The organism is Streptomyces sp. NPDC050085 (assembly GCF_044460595.1).
Taxonomy (GTDB): Bacteria; Actinomycetota; Actinomycetes; order Streptomycetales; family Streptomycetaceae; genus Streptomyces.
On the sequence record NZ_JBITJZ010000001.1, the window covers coordinates 208,994 to 226,075 of the forward strand.

The 17,082-nt window shown below is 70.1% G+C and carries 16 protein-coding genes; all 16 read right to left on the bottom strand.

The window, feature by feature from the left end:
* Positions 1-3: 3 nt before the first annotated feature.
* Positions 4-1,170 carry a flavodoxin-dependent (E)-4-hydroxy-3-methylbut-2-enyl-diphosphate synthase gene (ispG, locus tag ACIBUY_RS00875; protein ID WP_365562188.1) on the bottom strand — a complete coding sequence of 389 codons (1,167 nt, stop codon included), beginning with the start codon at positions 1,168-1,170 and terminating at the stop codon, positions 4-6.
* A gap of 7 nt (positions 1,171-1,177) precedes the next feature.
* Positions 1,178-2,197: an adenosyl-hopene transferase HpnH gene (hpnH, locus tag ACIBUY_RS00880; RefSeq protein ID WP_365562185.1), complete on the bottom strand. Its 1,020-nt coding sequence runs from the start codon at positions 2,195-2,197 to the stop codon at positions 1,178-1,180.
* Between the two features lie 5 nt (positions 2,198-2,202).
* Positions 2,203-2,862 carry a 1-hydroxy-2-methyl-2-butenyl 4-diphosphate reductase gene (locus ACIBUY_RS00885; RefSeq protein WP_365562182.1) on the bottom strand — a complete coding sequence of 220 codons (660 nt, stop codon included), beginning with the start codon at positions 2,860-2,862 and terminating at the stop codon, positions 2,203-2,205.
* Positions 2,862-4,847 carry a squalene--hopene cyclase gene (gene shc, locus ACIBUY_RS00890; protein ID WP_399151301.1) on the bottom strand — a complete coding sequence of 662 codons (1,986 nt, stop codon included), beginning with the start codon at positions 4,845-4,847 and terminating at the stop codon, positions 2,862-2,864. The genes ACIBUY_RS00885 and shc overlap by 1 nt, the downstream gene beginning before the upstream one ends.
* A 103-nt stretch (positions 4,848-4,950) precedes the next feature.
* The gene (locus ACIBUY_RS00895) at positions 4,951-6,009 is read right to left on the bottom strand and encodes a polyprenyl synthetase family protein (protein ID WP_399152136.1); all 1,059 of its coding nucleotides are present in this window, start codon (positions 6,007-6,009) and stop codon (positions 4,951-4,953) included.
* An 80-nt stretch (positions 6,010-6,089) separates the two neighbouring features.
* Positions 6,090-7,523, bottom strand: coding sequence for a hydroxysqualene dehydroxylase HpnE (gene hpnE, locus ACIBUY_RS00900; RefSeq protein ID WP_399151302.1), 1,434 nt, complete (start codon positions 7,521-7,523; stop codon positions 6,090-6,092).
* The gene (locus ACIBUY_RS00905) at positions 7,520-7,699 is read right to left on the bottom strand and encodes a DUF6380 family protein (protein WP_365562174.1); all 180 of its coding nucleotides are present in this window, start codon (positions 7,697-7,699) and stop codon (positions 7,520-7,522) included. The genes hpnE and ACIBUY_RS00905 overlap by 4 nt, the downstream gene beginning before the upstream one ends.
* On the bottom strand, positions 7,699-8,649 hold the full coding sequence (gene hpnD, locus ACIBUY_RS00910; RefSeq protein ID WP_365562172.1) for a presqualene diphosphate synthase HpnD: 951 nt from the start codon (positions 8,647-8,649) through the stop codon (positions 7,699-7,701). Before hpnD ends, ACIBUY_RS00905 begins: the two co-directional genes overlap by 1 nt.
* The gene (gene hpnC, locus ACIBUY_RS00915) at positions 8,646-9,557 is read right to left on the bottom strand and encodes a squalene synthase HpnC (protein ID WP_365562170.1); all 912 of its coding nucleotides are present in this window, start codon (positions 9,555-9,557) and stop codon (positions 8,646-8,648) included. Before hpnC ends, hpnD begins: the two co-directional genes overlap by 4 nt.
* A 416-nt stretch (positions 9,558-9,973) precedes the next feature.
* A complete protein-coding gene (locus ACIBUY_RS00920; protein WP_365562167.1) occupies positions 9,974-10,759 on the bottom strand; it encodes an ABC transporter ATP-binding protein in 786 nt (261 codons plus the stop codon).
* Positions 10,752-11,681, bottom strand: a complete 930-nt coding sequence (locus ACIBUY_RS00925) for an ABC transporter permease (protein ID WP_365562165.1) — start codon at positions 11,679-11,681, stop codon at positions 10,752-10,754. Before ACIBUY_RS00925 ends, ACIBUY_RS00920 begins: the two co-directional genes overlap by 8 nt.
* A 96-nt stretch (positions 11,682-11,777) precedes the next feature.
* The gene (locus ACIBUY_RS00930) at positions 11,778-12,659 is read right to left on the bottom strand and encodes a glycosyltransferase (protein ID WP_365562657.1); all 882 of its coding nucleotides are present in this window, start codon (positions 12,657-12,659) and stop codon (positions 11,778-11,780) included.
* A gap of 17 nt (positions 12,660-12,676) precedes the next feature.
* Entirely contained in the window at positions 12,677-13,456 is a 780-nt protein-coding gene (locus ACIBUY_RS00935; RefSeq protein WP_365562162.1) for a CDP-alcohol phosphatidyltransferase family protein, read from the bottom strand.
* Positions 13,434-14,501, bottom strand: a complete 1,068-nt coding sequence (locus ACIBUY_RS00940) for an iron-containing alcohol dehydrogenase family protein (protein ID WP_399151303.1) — start codon at positions 14,499-14,501, stop codon at positions 13,434-13,436. Before ACIBUY_RS00940 ends, ACIBUY_RS00935 begins: the two co-directional genes overlap by 23 nt.
* Entirely contained in the window at positions 14,489-15,241 is a 753-nt protein-coding gene (locus ACIBUY_RS00945; RefSeq protein ID WP_365562158.1) for a phosphocholine cytidylyltransferase family protein, read from the bottom strand. Before ACIBUY_RS00945 ends, ACIBUY_RS00940 begins: the two co-directional genes overlap by 13 nt.
* A complete protein-coding gene (locus tag ACIBUY_RS00950; RefSeq protein ID WP_399152137.1) occupies positions 15,238-17,001 on the bottom strand; it encodes a DUF5941 domain-containing protein in 1,764 nt (587 codons plus the stop codon). Before ACIBUY_RS00950 ends, ACIBUY_RS00945 begins: the two co-directional genes overlap by 4 nt.
* Positions 17,002-17,082: the final 81 nt, after the last annotated feature.

The following is a 17,082-nucleotide window of genomic DNA, read 5'->3' on the forward strand; positions in this document are numbered from 1 at the left end:
AACTCAGCTCACGGTGACGTCGGGCTGTCCCGACGCGACGCCGTCCTGCTCCATCTGCTCCGCGATCTTCATCGCCTCGTCGATGAGCGTCTCCACGATCTTCGACTCGGGCACGGTCTTGACGACCTCGCCCTTCACGAAGATCTGCCCCTTGCCGTTGCCGGAGGCGACCCCGAGGTCGGCCTCGCGGGCCTCGCCAGGACCGTTCACCACACACCCCATGACGGCCACGCGCAGCGGCACTTCCATGCCGTCGAGCCCGGCGCTCACCTCGTCGGCGAGCTTGTACACGTCGACCTGGGCCCGGCCGCAGGAGGGGCACGACACGATCTCCAGGCGCCGCTGGCGCAGGCCGAGCGACTCCAGGATCTGGATACCGACCTTCACCTCCTCGGCGGGCGGCGCGGACAGTGAGACGCGGATGGTGTCACCGATGCCTTCACTGAGCAACGCCCCGAAGGCCACAGCGGACTTGATCGTGCCCTGGAAGGCGGGCCCCGCCTCCGTCACCCCGAGGTGCAGCGGATAGTCGGACGCGGCGGCGAGCTGCCGGTACGCGTTGACCATCACCACCGGGTCGTTGTGCTTGACGGAGATCTTGATGTCACGGAACCCGTGCTCCTCGAAGAGCGACGCCTCCCACAGCGCCGACTCGACGAGCGCCTCCGGCGTCGCCTTCCCGTACTTCTTCAGCAGCCGCCGGTCGAGCGAACCGGCGTTGACGCCGATCCGGATCGGGGTGCCCGCGTCGGACGCGGCCCGGGCGATCTGCTTGACCTGGTCGTCGAACTTCTTGATGTTGCCCGGGTTCACGCGCACTGCCGCGCACCCGGCGTCGATCGCGGCGAACACGTACTTCGGCTGGAAGTGGATGTCCGCGATGACGGGGATCTGCGACTTGCGCGCGATGGTAGCGAGCGCGTCGGCGTCGTCCTGCGTGGGGCACGCCACGCGCACGATCTGGCAGCCGGAGGCGGTCAGTTCGGCGATCTGCTGCAGCGTGGCCCCGATGTCGGAGGTCCGCGTCGTCGTCATCGACTGCACGGACACCGGCGCACCGCCCCCCACGGCCACCGGTCCGACCTGGATCTGACGGCTGACGCGCCGTACAGCCAGAGGTCGGACCGGCACCTCGGGGAGGCCCAGTGAGACAGGCTCTCCGGAACTCATGGCGTCGTCACCGGTTCCCGGCGACGGTCTCGGTCATGGCCCGCAGCGACTCCTTGAGGGAGCCCATGGTGGCGAGGACGGCGGTCGGCTCGTAGCCGCAGTGCGCCATGCAGTTGGCGCACCGCGGATCCTTGCCGCGGCCGTAGGCGTCCCAGTCCGTCTTCTCGATCAGCTCCCGGTACGTGGGCACGTACCCGTCGCTCATCAGGTAGCAGGGCTTCTGCCAGCCGAAGAGCGAGTAGTTCGGGATCGCCCACGCGGTGCAGGGGAAGTCGACCTTGCCCTCGAGGAAGTCGAGGAACAGGGGCGAGTGGTTGAGGCGCCAGCGCCGCCGGTTGCCGCCCGCGAAGGCCTTCTTGAACAGCTCGCGGGTCTGCGTCACGCCGAGGAAGTGCTCCTGGTCGGGAGCCTTCTCGTAGGCGTACGCGGGCGAGATCATCATCTCGTCGACCGAGAGGTCGTCGTTGAGGTAGTTGAGCACCTCGATGATGTTCTGCGGGGTGTCGGTGTTGAAGAAGGTCGAGTTCGTGGTGACCCGGAAGCCGCGCTTCTTGGCCTCCTTGATCGCCTCGACCGCCTCGTCGAAGACGCCTTCCTTGGCGACGGACTCGTCGTGGCGCTCGCGCATGCCGTCGATGTGCACGGTGAACGCGAAGTACGGCGACGGCTTGAACTTGTCCATCTTCTTGCGCAACAGCATCGCGTTGGTGCACAGGAAGACGTACTTCTTCTTGGCCACCAACTGCCGCACGATCTCATCGATCTGAGGGTGCATCAGCGGCTCGCCGCCGGCGATGGACACCATCGGCGCACCGGACTCGAGCACGGCGCCGACGGCCTGCGCCACCGGCATCCGCTGCTTGAGCACGCCCGCCGGGTGCTGGATCTTTCCGCAGCCCTCGCACTTCAGGTTGCAGGCGAAAAGCGGTTCCAATTCGACGATGAGCGGAAACTTGTCCCGCTTGCGGATCTTCTGTTCAGCGAGATAAGTCGCAACCTTGATGGACTGACGCAGCGGCATGGCCATCTGGCTCACCTCCGAGGGAGCAGCAAAGAACGGTGCCATTCGAAAAAAGCGGGAAGGACGGAACGAAGCACGCGGAAAGCCGATAGTCCACCGCGAACCGTGCCGATCCTGACGAGTTCATGTTCTGGAGCGTCCACGACCACCCGGACGGCCGCAACAGGACGGCCCTCCCGTGCGGCGGCCGTGCGCAGCGTGGCCGCCGACTCCATGTCGACCGCGATCGCGCCCGTGGCGAGGAGATCGCCGCGCTCGTGACCTCGTACGACGTGATCGGAACCGGTGAGCGGACCGGTGTGCACGGTGCGCCCGGGCACGGCCTTCACCAGCTCCTTGACCAGCAGGTCCGTGCCCGCGCAGGGCGTCGCGCCGTGCGCGTCACGGGTCTCTTCGGCCACCACCAGGTCACCGGGGTGCATCCCGGGCGCGAGCCCGGCGCAGAACCCGGTGGCGACCACGGCGGCGTCGCTCAGCGCGGCGTCCCCGAGGGCGCGCGCCATGGCCCGCTCGGCGGCCTTGGGCCCCATGCCCGTACGCAGCACCTTCACGTGGCCGTGGGTTCCGGCCCGGCTGCCCGTGCGCAGGGCGACGTGCTCGATGCCCAGCGCACACGCGACGAGCAGCGGGGTCGTCTCCGACGGGCTCGGGGCCGCCGGGTTGTCGCCCATCAGCGGTCCTTGAACGGTTCGCCGTGGACGTAGCGTCCGAGCGCGGTGAGCGGGAAGACCTGGCGGTACAGGTGGTAGTTGATCGAGAAGTCCCAGGGGAAGCCCGTGCCGGTGAAGTACGGCTCGTCCCAGGTGCCGTCCTCGGTCTGGGTGTCGACGAGGAAGGAGATCCCCCGCTCGACGGCCTTGGAGTCGCGCGCCCCCGCCGACAGGAGCGCCATCAGCGCCCAGGCGGTCTGCGAGGCGGTGGAGGTGCCGCGGCCCTTCCAGTCCTCGTAGCGGTACGAGCGCAGGTCCTCGCCCCAGCCGCCGTCGTCGTTCTGCACCGACTCCAGCCAGCTGACCGCGCGGCGGATCGCGGGGTGCGAGGCGGGCAGTCCGGCCGCGGTGAGCGCGGGCACCACCGACCCTGTTCCGTATACGTAGTTGACGCCCCAGCGGCCGAACCAGGCGCCGTTCGCCTCCTGTTCGGCGAGCAGCCACTCGATGCCGCGCCGGGTGCGCGCGTCGTGCGACCGGCCCTCGATCGCGAGCATCTCGACGACGTGCCCGGTGACGTCCGCGGACGGCGGGTCGATGACCTCGCCGAAGTCGCAGAACGGCAGGCGGTTGGGGAAGGGGCTGGTGTTGTCGACGTCGAAGGCGCCCCACGCGCCGTTCTTCGACTGCATCCCGAGGTTCCAGCGCACCCCGCGCTCGATGGCCTTCTCCACGCGCACCTTGTCGGGGTGCCGGACGCGGCGCAGCGCGAGCACGACCTCGGCGGTGTCGTCGATGTCGGGGTAGTTGTCGTTGTGGAACTCGAACGCCCAGCCACCGGGCTCGAGGCGGGGCTTGCGCACCGACCAGTCGCCGGGCCGGTCGATCTGCTCGTCCAGCATCCAGGTGGCGGCCTTGACGAGGCCAGGGTGGTCGGCGGGCAGTCCGGCGTCCGCGAGTGCGATGACCGCGAGGCAGGTGTCCCACACCGGGGACTGGCAGGCCTCGATCATCCGGGCCCCGTCCTCGCGCCACACGGCGAACCGGTCGAGCGAGGCGAGCCCCGCCTTGAGGACCGGGTGGTCGAGGTCGTAGCCGAGCAGGTGCAGGGCGATGACGGAGTACACGGCGGGCGGCTGGATCCCGCCCCAACACCCGTCGTTCTCCTGCCGTTCGATGATCCAGCGCGCCGCCGAGTTCATCGCGGACTTGCGCAGCTTCTTGAGGGCCACCTTGTGGTAGCCGTGCATGATCTTGTCGAGCCGCTGGAACGCCCCGTCCCAACTCGCCACCGGAGCAAGGGGCTTGGCGGGGTTCGGGTTCCTGGCGTCGGTGTGCAGCTCGTCCAGCGGGAAGGGTGCGGGACGCACCGGGCGCTTCGCGGACACGACGGTGAGCGGCACGATGGTCTGCCGCGCCCAGCATCCGAAGTCGTAGATGTTGAGCGGCATCCACTTGGGGAAGTAGAGCAGCTCGGGCGGGAGTTCGGGCAGGTCGTCCCACTTCCACCAGCCGAACAGGGCCAGCCAGATCCGGGTGAAGACGCGGGCCTCGGCGATGCCGCCGCGCTCGCGGACCCACGCGGAGGCCCTGGCCATGTGCGGGGCGTCGGGGCTGTCCCCCGCGAGCCGCAGGGCGACGTACGCCTCGATGGTGGTGGAGAGCTCGCCCGGTCCGCCGTAGAAGGTGGCCCAGGTCCCGTCCTCGCGCTGCTCCCCGCGGATGAAGAGGGCGGCGGCGTCGGTGGTGGCCTTGTCGCGGATGCCCAGGAACTGGCGCAGCAGCAGGTCCTCGGCGTCCATCGTCACGTTCGTGTCGAGGTCGCCCTTCCACCAGCCCTGGGCGTCCTGCCGGGCGAGCAGGAAGTCCGTGGCGCGCTGTATGGCTCGGCCGGCGGCAGCTTGGGTCCCTGCTGCCTCAGGGGTCGTGTCGGTAGGTGGGGCAGTGGTGGCCGAGGTCGCCTCGGGAGCTGCCGCTCCGGTGCTTCCGTCGGTCGTCGCTGTCATGGCTATCCCTTCGTGCAGTGCTTCTTGTCTGCTGGGTAACCGTCGGCCGATGCCCTGGCGGGACACCGGCCGGCGACTGCGAGTCATATGCGGCCGATAGTGATCATCTCTTTCGTACGACGACGAAGTCGGCGAGCGCCGCGAACTGGGCGCGCACCGTGGCGGGCATCTGGACCGTGTCCAGGGCTTCGAGGGCGACCGTGTGCTGGCGCCGGGCCTCCTGCGCGGTCCACTCGCGCCCGCCGGCCTCCTCGATGAGGGCGGCGCGGGCGGCGAAGTCCGCTTCGGTGAAGGTGTCGAAGTCGTTGTTCTTGGCGTCCGCGGCGAGCAGTTCACCGAGGCGCTCGGAGGCCGGGCCGCCCGCGCCGAGCGCGGCGACGACGGGCAGCGACTTCTTGCGCTGACGCAGGTCGCTCCAGGTCTGCTTGCCGGTGGACTCCGGGTCGCCCCAGATGCCGAGCAGGTCGTCGACGGCCTGGAAGGCGAGGCCCAGGTGGTAGCCGTACTTCTCCAGGGCGTCGGCGGTGGCGTCGTCGGCGCCGCCGAGGACCGCGCCGATGGAGGAGGCGCAGGCCAGCAGGGCGCCGGTCTTGTTGCCCTCCATCTCCAGGCACTCCACGACGCTGACGCGCTCGCGGTGCTCGTAGGAGATGTCCTGTGCCTGGCCGTCGATGAGGGCGCGGGTGGCGGTGGTCAGGCGGCGCGTGGCGCGGCCCGCGTCCACGGTCTCCAGCTCGAGCAGCACCTCGTTGGCGAGGGCGAACAGGGCGTCGCCCACGAGGATGGCCTGCGCGGGGCCGTGCACCTTCCACACCGTGTCGCGGTGGCGGCGCTGTTCGTCGCCGTCCATCAGGTCGTCGTGCAGCAGCGAGAAGTTGTGGACCAGCTCGACCGCGACGGCGCCGGGCACGCCGACCTCGGGCGAAGCGCCCGCGGCCTGCGCGGACAGCACGGCGAGGGCAGGCCGCACGGCCTTGCCGCCGTCCCCGTCGGAGGGGTTGCCTTCGGCGTCGATCCAGCCGAAGTGGTAGGCGGCCACGGTGTCCATGGGCGGCGCGAGGCGGTCGACGGCCTTCTTGAGGACCGGGGTCGCCAGGGTTCGGCCGCGCTCCAAAAGCGCGGTCACGTCCACCGCGTCGGCAGCCTGTTCGGCCGAGGGCACAGGTGGCACAGTCTCTCCTTGTGGTACGGGGTCTACCGGATCTACCGATGTCGGCGTCACCGCCGTGGGTGTTTCGGTGCTCACGCCGCCTCCCGGAACAGATGGCCGCGCGGGCGGCCGAGTGCGGCGAGCGCCGCGTCCGCGGCGCTGCTACCGCTGCGGACGGCGCTTTCCATGGTCGCGGGCCACCCGGTGGCGGTCCACGCGCCGGCCAGGTACAGGCCGGGGACATTGGTGCGGGCCGAGGGCCGCAGGGCGCCGACGCCGGGGGTCGGCGCGAAGGTCGCCGTGCGCTCACGCGTGACGAAGAAGTCGTGCACCTTCGCACCGCGCGCGGCGGGCAACAGCCGCTCCAGCTCGGGCAGGTAGCGCTCGCGCAGCGCGGCGACGGGCTCGTCGATCTCGTCCTGCGCGGCCGACTGCGAGACCGCGAGGTACTGCCCTTCGGTGAGCCCGGACGCCTCGGTCCGGTCGAAGACCCACTGGACCGGGGAGCCGAGCGCGGTGAAGAAGGGCTGCTTGAGGACCTTGCGGTCGTAGACGACGTGGAGGTTGAGGATCGGCGCGGTGCCGATGTCGAGCAGCCGGCCGGCGTCGTCGAGCGCGCCCTCGGGCAGCAGGTCGTGCGTCTCGCGCTGCGGCACGGCGAGCACGACGGTGTCGGCCTCGAGGATCTGTCCGGAAGTGTCCGGTCCCTCGGGAACCTCCACGCCCCAACGCCCGTTCTCCCTACGGGAGATGGAGGTGACGCGTGTACGGAGTTCGGTGCGTACGCCCGCGGAGTCGAGCGCCTTGCGGGCGAGCGTGTCGTGGAGTTCACCGAGGGGCACCCGGGCCCACCCGATGTCGGCGGCACCCGGCTCGGACAGCAGTCCGGTCTTGAACACCTTGGCGGCGAGCCCGAGCGAGGAGTCGCCCGCCACCGCGTTCAGGGTCGCGACGCCGACCAGGTCCCACAGCGCCTCGATGGCCCGCTGCGACTGACCGTGATCGGCCAGCCAGGAGCCGAAGTCCCGCTTGTCGAGCGCCGGATCGTCGGGATCCAGGCCCTTGAGGGCGAGCGCGGCACGTCCTACGTTGGCCCGCTCGGCCAGCGACAGGTGCGGGTAGGTGGCCAGGCTCTTGGCCAGATGCAGCGGTACGGGCAGGGCCGTGCGCCGCAGCCTGCCGAGCCGGTTCTTCTCGGCGTCGAGTACGGGCACGTCGAGACGTTCCTGCACGGGCGCGAGCGCGGTGGCGTCGATCCGGTCCAGGAACCAGCGGTAGGCGGTGCAGCAGCGCAGGTACACGTGCTGGCCGTTGTCGACGGTGAGGTCGCCGCGCTTGAAGGAGAAGGCGAGACCCCCGAGCCGGGGCCTGCCTTCCAGGAGCGTGACGTCCATGCCTCCGTCGGCAAGGGCGAGCGCCGCGGTGATCCCTGCGAGCCCGCCGCCGACGACCACTGCGGCGGGCCGCGGCCGCGCCGCGGCGGAATCCGCGTCCAGCCCTTCCGGTGCCGTGTTGCCGGTGCTCATGCGCCCTCTCCCTCGATGGTGCCGACGGTGCGAACGGCCAGCGTGCGGCGGGGATCGACAGGGGTGTCGGGTGTGACGAACATGCGGCCGGTCGTTGCATGCAGGGACGCCGCGCTGCCCCGGAGGGTTGCGCGCCACTTCGCGGCCGAGCCGACAGAGAGCACCGGAATGCCCATCAGGCGCGCCCCCTGAGGGCGGCTCGGGAGACAGTACGCGCATCGAGGCCGGACAGACCGCGAACGGCGACGTACGCCTTCTCGTGTCCGGGGAGCGAGACGCGGCCGCGCAGCACGGCCTCCGGCTCGCGCTCGATGCGGTCGAGGAGGCGGCGGTAGATTCCGGCCATCGCGGCGACGCAGGCGCCCGAGCGCCGGTCCAGGAGCGGAAGCAGCCGGTAGCCCTCGGCGAACAGGGCGCGGGCGCGCCGCACTTCGAAGTGCACGAGCCCGGCGAAGTCCGAACCGGCGGGCGGCACCGGGCCGTTGAACCCGGCGGAGCAGCCGAACTTGGCGAGGTCGTCGGCGGGCAGATAGGTGCGCCCGTCGGCGGCGTCCTCGCGAACGTCCCGCAGGATGTTGGTCAGTTGGAGCGCGAGCCCGAGCGTGTCGGCATACTCGGGCGCGCGCTCGGCACCGCGCGCCCCCGGCTCGGTCCCGAACACGCCGAGGGAGACCCGGCCGATGGCGCCCGCGACGCACCGGCAGTACACCTTCAGGTCGTCCCACGTCTCGTACGTCTCGCCGCGCAGGTCCATCAGGACGCCGTCGATGAGTTCGTCGAGCCCGCCGAGCGGGATCGGGAAGCGGTCGGCGGCATGGGCGAGCGCGACGGCCACCGGATCGGTGTCGTCCTCGTCGACCTTGCCCTCTCGGACGCGATCGAGCAGCGCCCGTGTCTCGCCGAGCCGGTGCGCCTTCACGTCGGGCGCCAGCGTGCCGTCGGCGATGTCGTCGACGCGGCGCGAGAACGCGTACACCGCCGACATGGCGCGCCGCTTCGCGGCCGGCAGCAGCCGGATGCCGTAGGCGAAATTGCGGGCCTGCTGGCCGGTGACGGTCTCGCAGTAGCTGTATGCGGCGAGCACCGGTGCCGACACGTGCTGGTCAGACTCCACGGCCTTGCTCACCCCTCTCCTCGCAGAGTCGCTCCCACCTCGCGCAGCAGCTGGAGCTTGGTGGGTTTGGGCGGTCCAGGAAGGACGTCGTACTTGACGGCGGTGATCGCGTGGACCGCCGCCTTCCCCCCGGCCACGAAACCGGCCAGCAGCAGCTTCAATCTGCCGTGGACGCTACCCACGAGGGGGGTGCCTTCATTCAGGAGGCAGAGGGCGCGTTCCGCTTCGAACGCGACCAGGGCGCGCACCGATGCGCCCGCGGTCGGTGCGGCGAGATCCGACTCCTGAACGTGGAACTGTTTCATGTCCTCGGCGGGGAGGTAGATGCGGTCGCGCTCCAGGTCCTCGCTGACGTCCTGGAGGTGCTCCACGATCTGCAGCCCCGTGCAGACCGCGTCCGAGAGCCGGATGCGCTCGGGGGTCTCGGTGCCGGAGATCGCGAGGACGAGGCGGCCGACCGGGTTCGCGGACAGCTCGCAGTACGCGAGGAGATCGTCGTACGTCTCGTAGCGCGCAACGAGTTGGTCCTGGCGGTTGGCCGCGACGAGGCCGAGGAACGGCTCGGGGGTCAGCGAACGGCGCCGGACCGTGGGCTGGAGGGCACGCAGCAGCGGGTGGCGCGGCGTCCCGTCGAACACCCGGTGCAGATCGGCCTCGAAGGCGTCCAGCATCACGAGCCGATCGTCGGCCTGTTCGGGTGACACACCCAGGAAACGGGCGTCGGCACCACCGGGGGCGAGGTCGCCGTCGCCGATGTCGTCGACCAGGCGCGCGTACCCGTACACGGCCATGAGGTCGTCGCGCCAGGCGCGCGGCAGGAAGAAGGGGGCCACCGGGAAGTTCTCGTCGGCGGCCTTGTCGAGGGTGGTGCTCTGCGGGCCCTGCGCGGCCGCCCGACGCACTCGGGAGGGAGCGCTCACCGGGCTCGATCCGCTTCCGGAACGACGGCGAAAGCCTCGTGGACCTGGAGAGTTTCCGTAGCCATTGCCGTCACATCTCCCGTTCTACACTGCGGACCCAATACATCCCATTTCGGACACGCCGCCCGGACGTCCGCGCGGTCGACCCTCCCCATCGGGCCGGGGCGTCGCGAATTATCGCCCCACTTGCCGCGAATAAGCACCGGTACAGCTTACGTTGTACAACGACGGCCGCCACGGCGGGGCGTTCTGCACATCACAACAACACACCGATCGACGCCAAGATTCCTTGCACACAAGGAAGTTGACCCGCCCTTGACCTTGATCGCCAATTAGTTGGCACCTACAGACATATCAGAGGCCCCACCGAGAGGATTTCGGTGGGGCCTCTTATGACGCGGGCGGAAGTCGGGCGGTTACTTGCCCGTGAACTTCTCGTACTCCTTCAGTACCTCGGCCGTCGGACCGTCCATACGCAGTTCCCCGCGCTCCAGCCAGAGAACGCGGTCGCAGGTGTCGCGGATCGACTTGTTGTTGTGGCTCACCAGGAAGACCGTGCCGGCCTCCTTGCGCAGCTCACGGATGCGGGCCTCGGAGCGCTTCTGGAAGGCGCGGTCGCCGGTGGCCAGGGCCTCGTCGATCATCAGCACGTCGTGGTCCTTGGCCGCCGCGATCGAGAAGCGCAGGCGTGCCGCCATGCCCGAGGAGTACGTACGCATCGGCAGCGTGATGAAGTCGCCCTTCTCGTTGATGCCGGAGAAGTCGACGATGTCCTGGTAGCGGTCCTTGATCTCCTCGCGGGACATGCCCATCGCGAGGCCGCCGAGGATCACGTTGCGCTCGCCCGTCAGATCGTTCATCAGGGCCGCGTTGACGCCGAGCAGCGAGGGCTGGCCGTCGGTGTAGACCTTGCCCCTCTCAGCGGGGAGCAGGCCCGCGATGGCGCGCAGCAGCGTGGACTTGCCGGAGCCGTTCGAGCCGATCAGGCCGATGGCCTCGCCGCGGTAGGAGGTGAAGGAGACACCGCGCACGGCGTGCACCTTGCGCACCCCGCGCTCCTCGCCGCGCTTCATTATGCGGCTGAGGGCGGAGGTGGCGCTGCCCTTGCCGGTCTTGGCGCCGTTGACGCGGTACACGATGTGCAGCTCGTCGGCGATCACCGTCGGGATGCGCGCGTCGGTCTTCTTGTCGGGATCAGCCACGGCCGTACCGCTCCTCTGCCTTCCAGAAGTAGACGAAGCCGCCGACGGCCACCAGCACGGCCCAGCCGAGCGCGACCGCCCACACGTGCGGCGGGAGGTTCTCCCGCCCGTAGTCGTCGATGAGCGCGAAGCGCATCAGGTCCATGTAGATGGCGGCCGGGTTCCACTGGAGGACGTCCGCGATCCAGTCCGGCTTGCCCTTGAGCATGATCGGGATGGAGAACATGACACCGGACGCGTACATCCACGTACGCATCACGAACGGCATGAGCTGCGCGAGGTCCGGGGTCTTCGAACCGGCCCTGGCCATGATCAGCGCAAGGCCCGTGTTGAACAGGAACTGCAGGGCCAGGACCGGGATGATCAGCAGCCACGACAGGCTCGGGTAGCTGCCGAAGGCGCACGCCACGATGAACAGCACGATCATCGAGAACAGCAGCTGCTGGAGCTGCTGGAGCGCGAAGGAGACGGGCAGCGAGGCGCGCGGGAAGTGCAGGGCGCGCACGAGGCCCAGGTTGCCGGAGATGGCCCGCACGCCCGCCATCACGGAGGACTGCGTGAAGGTGAAGACGAAGACGCCCGTCACCAGGAACGGGATGTAGACCTCCTTGCCCATGCCGCGGTCCGCGCCGAGGATCAGGCCGAAGATCAAGTAGTAGACGAGTGCGTTCAGGAGCGGGGTCGCCACCTGCCAGACCTGGCCGAGCTTGGCCTGGCTGTACTGGGCGGTCAGCTTCGCCTGGGAAAAAGCGACGATGAAGTGGCGCCGCCCCCACAGCTGGTGCACGTACTCCATCAGGCCGGGGCGGGCTCCGCTGACGGACAGGCCGTACTTGGCGGCGAGCTCCGTCGGGGAGAGCCCGTCGTCGGGTGACGGGGCCGCGGTCACCGCGACCGGTCCGTCATGCGTTGTCTCACTCACAGAAGGGAACTTTCGTCTTCAAAAGCGCAGCCTGAGCGGGCATGGACGCAGCCGGGAACCTGACGTTCGGCCCGCATGCTCTCAGACTCGAGCTTGTCAGATGACAGGAGGTCGGCCCAGTCGGGTCAGCCGCCACACCGTACGCCACTTCATCGGACGCCTCGGTCCGCAGGGCGTGGTCCAGCCCTCCTTGAAACCGCCGAGCCAGGCCTTCAGGGCCGGGCCCGAGGGGCGGCGGGCCAGGGTGAGCAGCAGCCAGACGCCGAGGTACACGGGGACCAGGGGCGCGGGCAGGTTGCGGCGGGCGAGCCAGACGCGGTTGCGGGCCACCATGCGGTGGTAGACCGCGTGCCGCGAGGGGGCCGTGGTCGGGTGGTGCAGGACCATGTCGGCGCGGTAGTCGATCAGCCAGCCCGCGTCGAGGGCACGCCAGGCGAGGTCGGTCTCCTCGTGGGCGTAGAAGAACTCGTCGGGCAGGCCGCCGACCTCGGCGATGACCCGCGTACGGCAGGCGTTGGCGCCGCCGAGGAACGTGGTCACGCGCGAGGAGCGCATCGGGTCCGCGGCACGCAGCCGCGGGACGTGGCGGCGCTGGGTCTCGCCGGTGTCCGGGTCCGCGATGCGGAAGCTGATGATCCCGAGCTTGTCGTCGGCGGCGAAGGCCTCGCGGCACAGCTGGGCCGTGTCGGTCAGCGGCAGCAGGCCGTCGTCGTCGAGGAAGAGCAGGACGTCGACGTCGGAGCCGGCGGGGCCGAAGGCCTCGATGCCGACGTTGCGGCCGCCGGGGATGCCGAGGTTCTCGGGCAGCTCGACGGTGCGTACGACCGACGAGAACTCCGAGACGTCCGGCACCGGCGCGCCGTTGCCCACCACGACCACCTCGACCGGATCGCCGTCCTGCCCCGCGACGGAGTCGAGGAGTGCGCGCAGTTCGGCCGGCCGGTTGCCCATGGTGATGACAACCGCGCCGACCTTCAACTGCTGGGCGTTCCCCGTCACTTGAGCCTGCTCGACGCGAGGATGGAGACCAGGTGCAGCAGGGTCTGCAGCAGGGCGATGCCCGCCAGGACCGCCACGCCGAGGCGCGTGAAGAAGAGGTCGCCCCGGATCTGGTCGACGATCGCGAGAACCAGGATCAGCAGCGACGCCTCGATGCCGAGGATGAGGCGGTGGAACTTGAGCGCGCCCGCGGCCCGGCGGGCGAGCGCCATTCCGGAGGACCGCATCTCGGACGCGGTCTCCTTGACCTGCTCCTTGCCGTTCTGCGCACGGGCCACGCCGACCAGGTCCGTCTCGGCCTTGATCAGGATGGCGCCGAGCGCGGCGAGCGTGCCGAGGAAGGCCCACAGCCAGTCGATCCGGCCGGAGCCCCACAGGTCGGCGGCGCGCAGGCCGAAGCCCACGAGCACGGCGGCGTCGGTGAGGTACGCGCCGACGCGGTCCATCCAGACGCCGGCCAGCGAGTACTGCTTGCGCCAGCGGGCGATCTCGCCGTCGACACAGTCGAGCAGCAGGTACAGCTGGACGGCGACGACGCCGAGGACGGCGCCCCAGATGCCCGGGACCAGCAGCGCGGGCGCCGCGAGGACGCCGCAGACGGTCATCAGGTAGGTCAGCTGGTTGGGCGTGACCTTGGTGTTCACGAGGTGGCGGTCGATGCGCAGCGAGATCTCGCGCATGTAGAGCCGGCCGCCCCAGTGCTCACCACTGCGTCGGTCCTTCACACCCGCGGGGTGAACGACCGGGCGGAGCTCAGCTACCGATGGCTTTTGCATAGTCGGCGTAGGCGTCCCTGATCTGATCGGATGTGAGGTCGAGGTGTTCGAGGATCGTGTAGCGGCCCGGGCGGGTCTGCGGGGCGAAGAGCACGGCGTCCACGAGGTCCTGGTCGCTGTAGCCCATCTCCTTCGCGAGGACCGGCAGGCCGTGCCGGCGCAGCGTCGCGACCATCTCCCTGGCGGTGTCGCGATCACCGCGCAGGAACGTGGCGAACGCGCCGCCGAATCCGCACTGCTCCCCGTGCTGCGCGTTGCGCTTGGGGAAGAGCAGGTCGAAGGCGTGGCAGATCTCGTGGCAGGCGCCCGATGCGGGCCGTGAGTCGCCGGCGACAGACATCGCGAGACCGCACATCACCAGGGACTCCGCCAGCACGCTGAGGAAGTCGTCGTCGCCGATGCCGCCCGGGTGCCGCAGCACCGCGTGCGCCGCCTGGCGGGCCATGGCGGCGGCCAGGCCGTCGACCTGCTCGCCGTTGACCTGGTGGGACAGCTCCCAGTCCGCGACGGCGGAGATCTTGCAGATCACGTCGCCGATCCCGGCACGGACGAACCGGGCCGGGGCGTCCCGGATGACGTCCAGGTCGATGACCACGCCGATCGGGTTCGGCACGCCGTAGGAGCCACGGCCCGCGTCGTTGTCCAGCGTGGCGACCGGCGAGCACAGGCCGTCGTGCGCGAGGTTCGTGGCGACGGCCACCAGCGGCAGGCCCACGCGGGCCGCCGCGTACTTCGCGCAGTCGACGACCTTGCCGCCGCCGAGCGAGACCACCGCGTCGTAGCGGCCGGCCTTCTTGATCGAGTCGGCGAGCTTGACCGCGCCGTCGATCGTGCCGTCGGCGTCGTCGAACCAGTCCGCGCCGGGGAAGGCCGACTCGAACCGCTCCTTCAGCACCTTGCCGGAGCCGCCGCTGCTGATCGCGAAGGCGAGCTTGCCGGTGGGGGCGATGCGCTGGTCCGTGAGAATCGTGGCCAGATCGTCCAGCGCGCCGGCCCGGATGTCGACGACGACCGGGCTCGGCATGAGCCGGGTCAGTACTGGCACGCGATCTCCCGTCCCTTGGCCAGGTCCTCGTGGTTGTCGATCTCGACCCACGGGACGTCACCGATGGGCGCGACGTCGATCTTGAAGCCGCGGTTCACGAGCTCCTGGTAGCCGTCCTCGTAGTACAGCTGCGGGTCACGCTCGTACGTGGCCTTCAGGGCGTCGGCGAGCTCGTCGGCCGCCTCGCCCTCGATGAGGGTGACACCGATGTACTCGCCGGTGGCCTCGGCCGGGTCCATGAGCTTGGTGATGCGCTGGACGCCCTTGTCGGGGTCCACGATGACCTTCATCTCCTCGTCGCCGAGGTGCTTCACCGTGTCCAGGGCGAGGATGATCTTCTTGCCGTCGCCGCGGGCGGCGAGCAGCGTCTTCTCGACGGAGACCGGGTGCACGGTGTCGCCGTTGGCGAGGATCACCGAGTGCTTGATGGCGTCACGGCCGCACCACAGGGAGTAGGCGTTGTTCCACTTCTCGGCCACGTCGTTCTCGATGAGCGTCAGCTTCAGGCCGTACTTCGCCTCGAGCGCGGCCTTGCGCTCGAAGACGACCTCCTTGCGGTAGCCGACGATGATGCCGACCTCGGTGAGGCCGATCTCGGCGAAGTTCTTCAGCGTGAGGTCGAGGACGGAGAGCTCGTTCTCCGTTCCCTCGCCCACGACGGGCACGAGCGCCTTGGGGAGCGTCTCGGTGTAGGGACGGAGCCGGCTGCCGGCGCCGGCGGCCAGGACGAGGCCGATCATGCGGGTTCTCCTTCATCGTGTACGGCGGGTGCTCCAGCAGAGACCCAGAAGCGGATGCTCTCGGCGAGCACCACGAGTGCCACGAACACGGCCAGGACCGTGAGCGCGACGGTGAAATTCGTCGGAGTGAGCAGCGCGGCCAGCACCGTGACCACCAGCGTCCGGCCTTCGTGTCCGCCGATCGCCCGGACCAGCCAGTGCGGCGGTGCTCCGGTGCCGCCGCGGATGCGGTACACCGTGTCGTAATGATGGTAGGCGACTGCTGCCACCAGGCCGAAAGCCGCGGGCAACGCCCCGTTCACGTCCGCCTTGGCCGCGAGGAGCAGGATCGTGCCGTACTCGGCTGCCCGGAAGATCGGCGGAACGAGCCAGTCCAGAGCGCCGGTCAGAGGTCCGCTGACGGCCACGTCGGACAGGAGCACGTAGGCGCACGCCCCGGCGACGACGCCCCAGGATCCGAAGCCCTCGACGGTGGCATTGATCACAAGGATCGCGGCGCCGAACAGGGCCACCAGCGGGGCGGCGAAGCCCCCGCCGCGCAGCTTGCGGATGGTGACATCCGTGAGCGGCCCGGAGTCGGCGAGGTCCGCCAGTGCCTGGGCCGCGCGCGGGGTGCGCTGCGCCTTGCGGGTCAGCGAGCGCAGGACGCGGCCCGCGGTCGTGTACAGGGCGGCGAGGGCGCAGCCGACGAGAAGGACGTAGAAGGTGATGCGCGGTGTGGTCAGCGCGGTGAGGATCGCGATCAGCGCCCAGCGTTCGCCGATCGGCAGGACTATCATCCGGCGCACCCAGACCGTCCAGCCGACGCTGTCGAGCTTGTCGGAGAGGGCTGCGGTGGGGCTGGTGTTGGCGGTGGCGTCGTGGTTCGCCTCGTTGAAGGAGAAGTCGACGACGTGGCGGCAGGTCTGCAGGACCATCGCGCCGAGGGCGAGGGCCCACACGTCGTCGCCGTTCGCGTGGGCCGCGCCGAGCGCGAGGCCCGCGTAGTACGCGTACTCCTTCGCGCGGTCGAAGGTCGCGTCCAGCCAGGCGCCGAGCGTCGAGTACTGCAGGGAGTAGCGGGCGAGCTGCCCGTCCGTGCAGTCCAGGACGAAGGAGAAGAGCAGCAGGAGGCCCGCGGCGACGAAGCCGAGGCGGGTGCCGGTGGCCGCGCAGCCCGCCGCGATCAGGGCGGTGAGCAGCGATGCGGTTGTGACCTGGTTCGGGGTCAGACCGCGGCGGGCGCACCAGCGCGCGATGTAGCGGGAGTACGGGCTGATGCAGTACGTGGTGAAGAAGCCGTCCCGCGCCTTGACCGCCGTGCGCAGGCGGATCGCCTCGTCGTCGACGGCGGCGACGGCCTGTCGGGCCTCGTTGCGCGCCTGCGGGTCGGTGGGCACGGCGGCGACGAGCTCGCCGAGCTCGGGGCGGTGCACGTCGGTGCCGGCCGCCTCCAGGCTCTTGGCGAGGGCGTCGGGCGCGATGCCGCTCTCCTCGACCGCCCGGCTCAGGGCCTGGCGGGCGGAGGGCAGCGCGGTGACCGCGCCGGGGATCGCCGAGGCGTGGAAGCGGGGGTCGGTGAGGCCGAGACGCAGGGCGTGGACGTGGCCCACGAAGCCGGCGTCGACGACCGCGACCCGCTGGTCGCCGGGGACCGTGGCGAGCGCCGCTTCGGCGTCCGCGACGTCCGGGGCGAGCCGCACGTCGAAGCCGAGCGCTCGCAGATCACCTTCCAGGGGCGACCCGGGGACCGGCTGACCGGTGACGATGGCGGTCGACAGACGAACTCACTCCTTGGGTGCCGACGCGAGCGCGCCGGGCTCATGCACGGGGGACAACACCCGGTTCCTGATGCGTACCGG

Excerpts from the sequence above, each read along its gene's own strand:
- ACIBUY_RS00945 (WP_365562158.1), bottom strand. The coding sequence starts at position 15,241 with ATGATCGGCCTCGTCCTGGCCGCCGGCGCCGGCAGCCGGCTCCGTCCC.
- ACIBUY_RS00935 (WP_365562162.1), bottom strand. The coding sequence starts at position 13,456 with ATGCAAAAGCCATCGGTAGCTGAGCTCCGCCCGGTCGTTCACCCCGCG.
- ACIBUY_RS00905 (WP_365562174.1), bottom strand. The coding sequence starts at position 7,699 with ATGGGCATTCCGGTGCTCTCTGTCGGCTCGGCCGCGAAGTGGCGCGCA.
- hpnH (WP_365562185.1), bottom strand. The coding sequence starts at position 2,197 with ATGGCCATGCCGCTGCGTCAGTCCATCAAGGTTGCGACTTATCTCGCT.
- shc (WP_399151301.1), bottom strand. The coding sequence starts at position 4,847 with ATGACAGCGACGACCGACGGAAGCACCGGAGCGGCAGCTCCCGAGGCG.
- ACIBUY_RS00885 (WP_365562182.1), bottom strand. The coding sequence starts at position 2,862 with ATGGGCGACAACCCGGCGGCCCCGAGCCCGTCGGAGACGACCCCGCTG.
- hpnE (WP_399151302.1), bottom strand. The coding sequence starts at position 7,523 with ATGAGCACCGGCAACACGGCACCGGAAGGGCTGGACGCGGATTCCGCC.
- ispG (WP_365562188.1), bottom strand. The coding sequence starts at position 1,170 with ATGAGTTCCGGAGAGCCTGTCTCACTGGGCCTCCCCGAGGTGCCGGTC.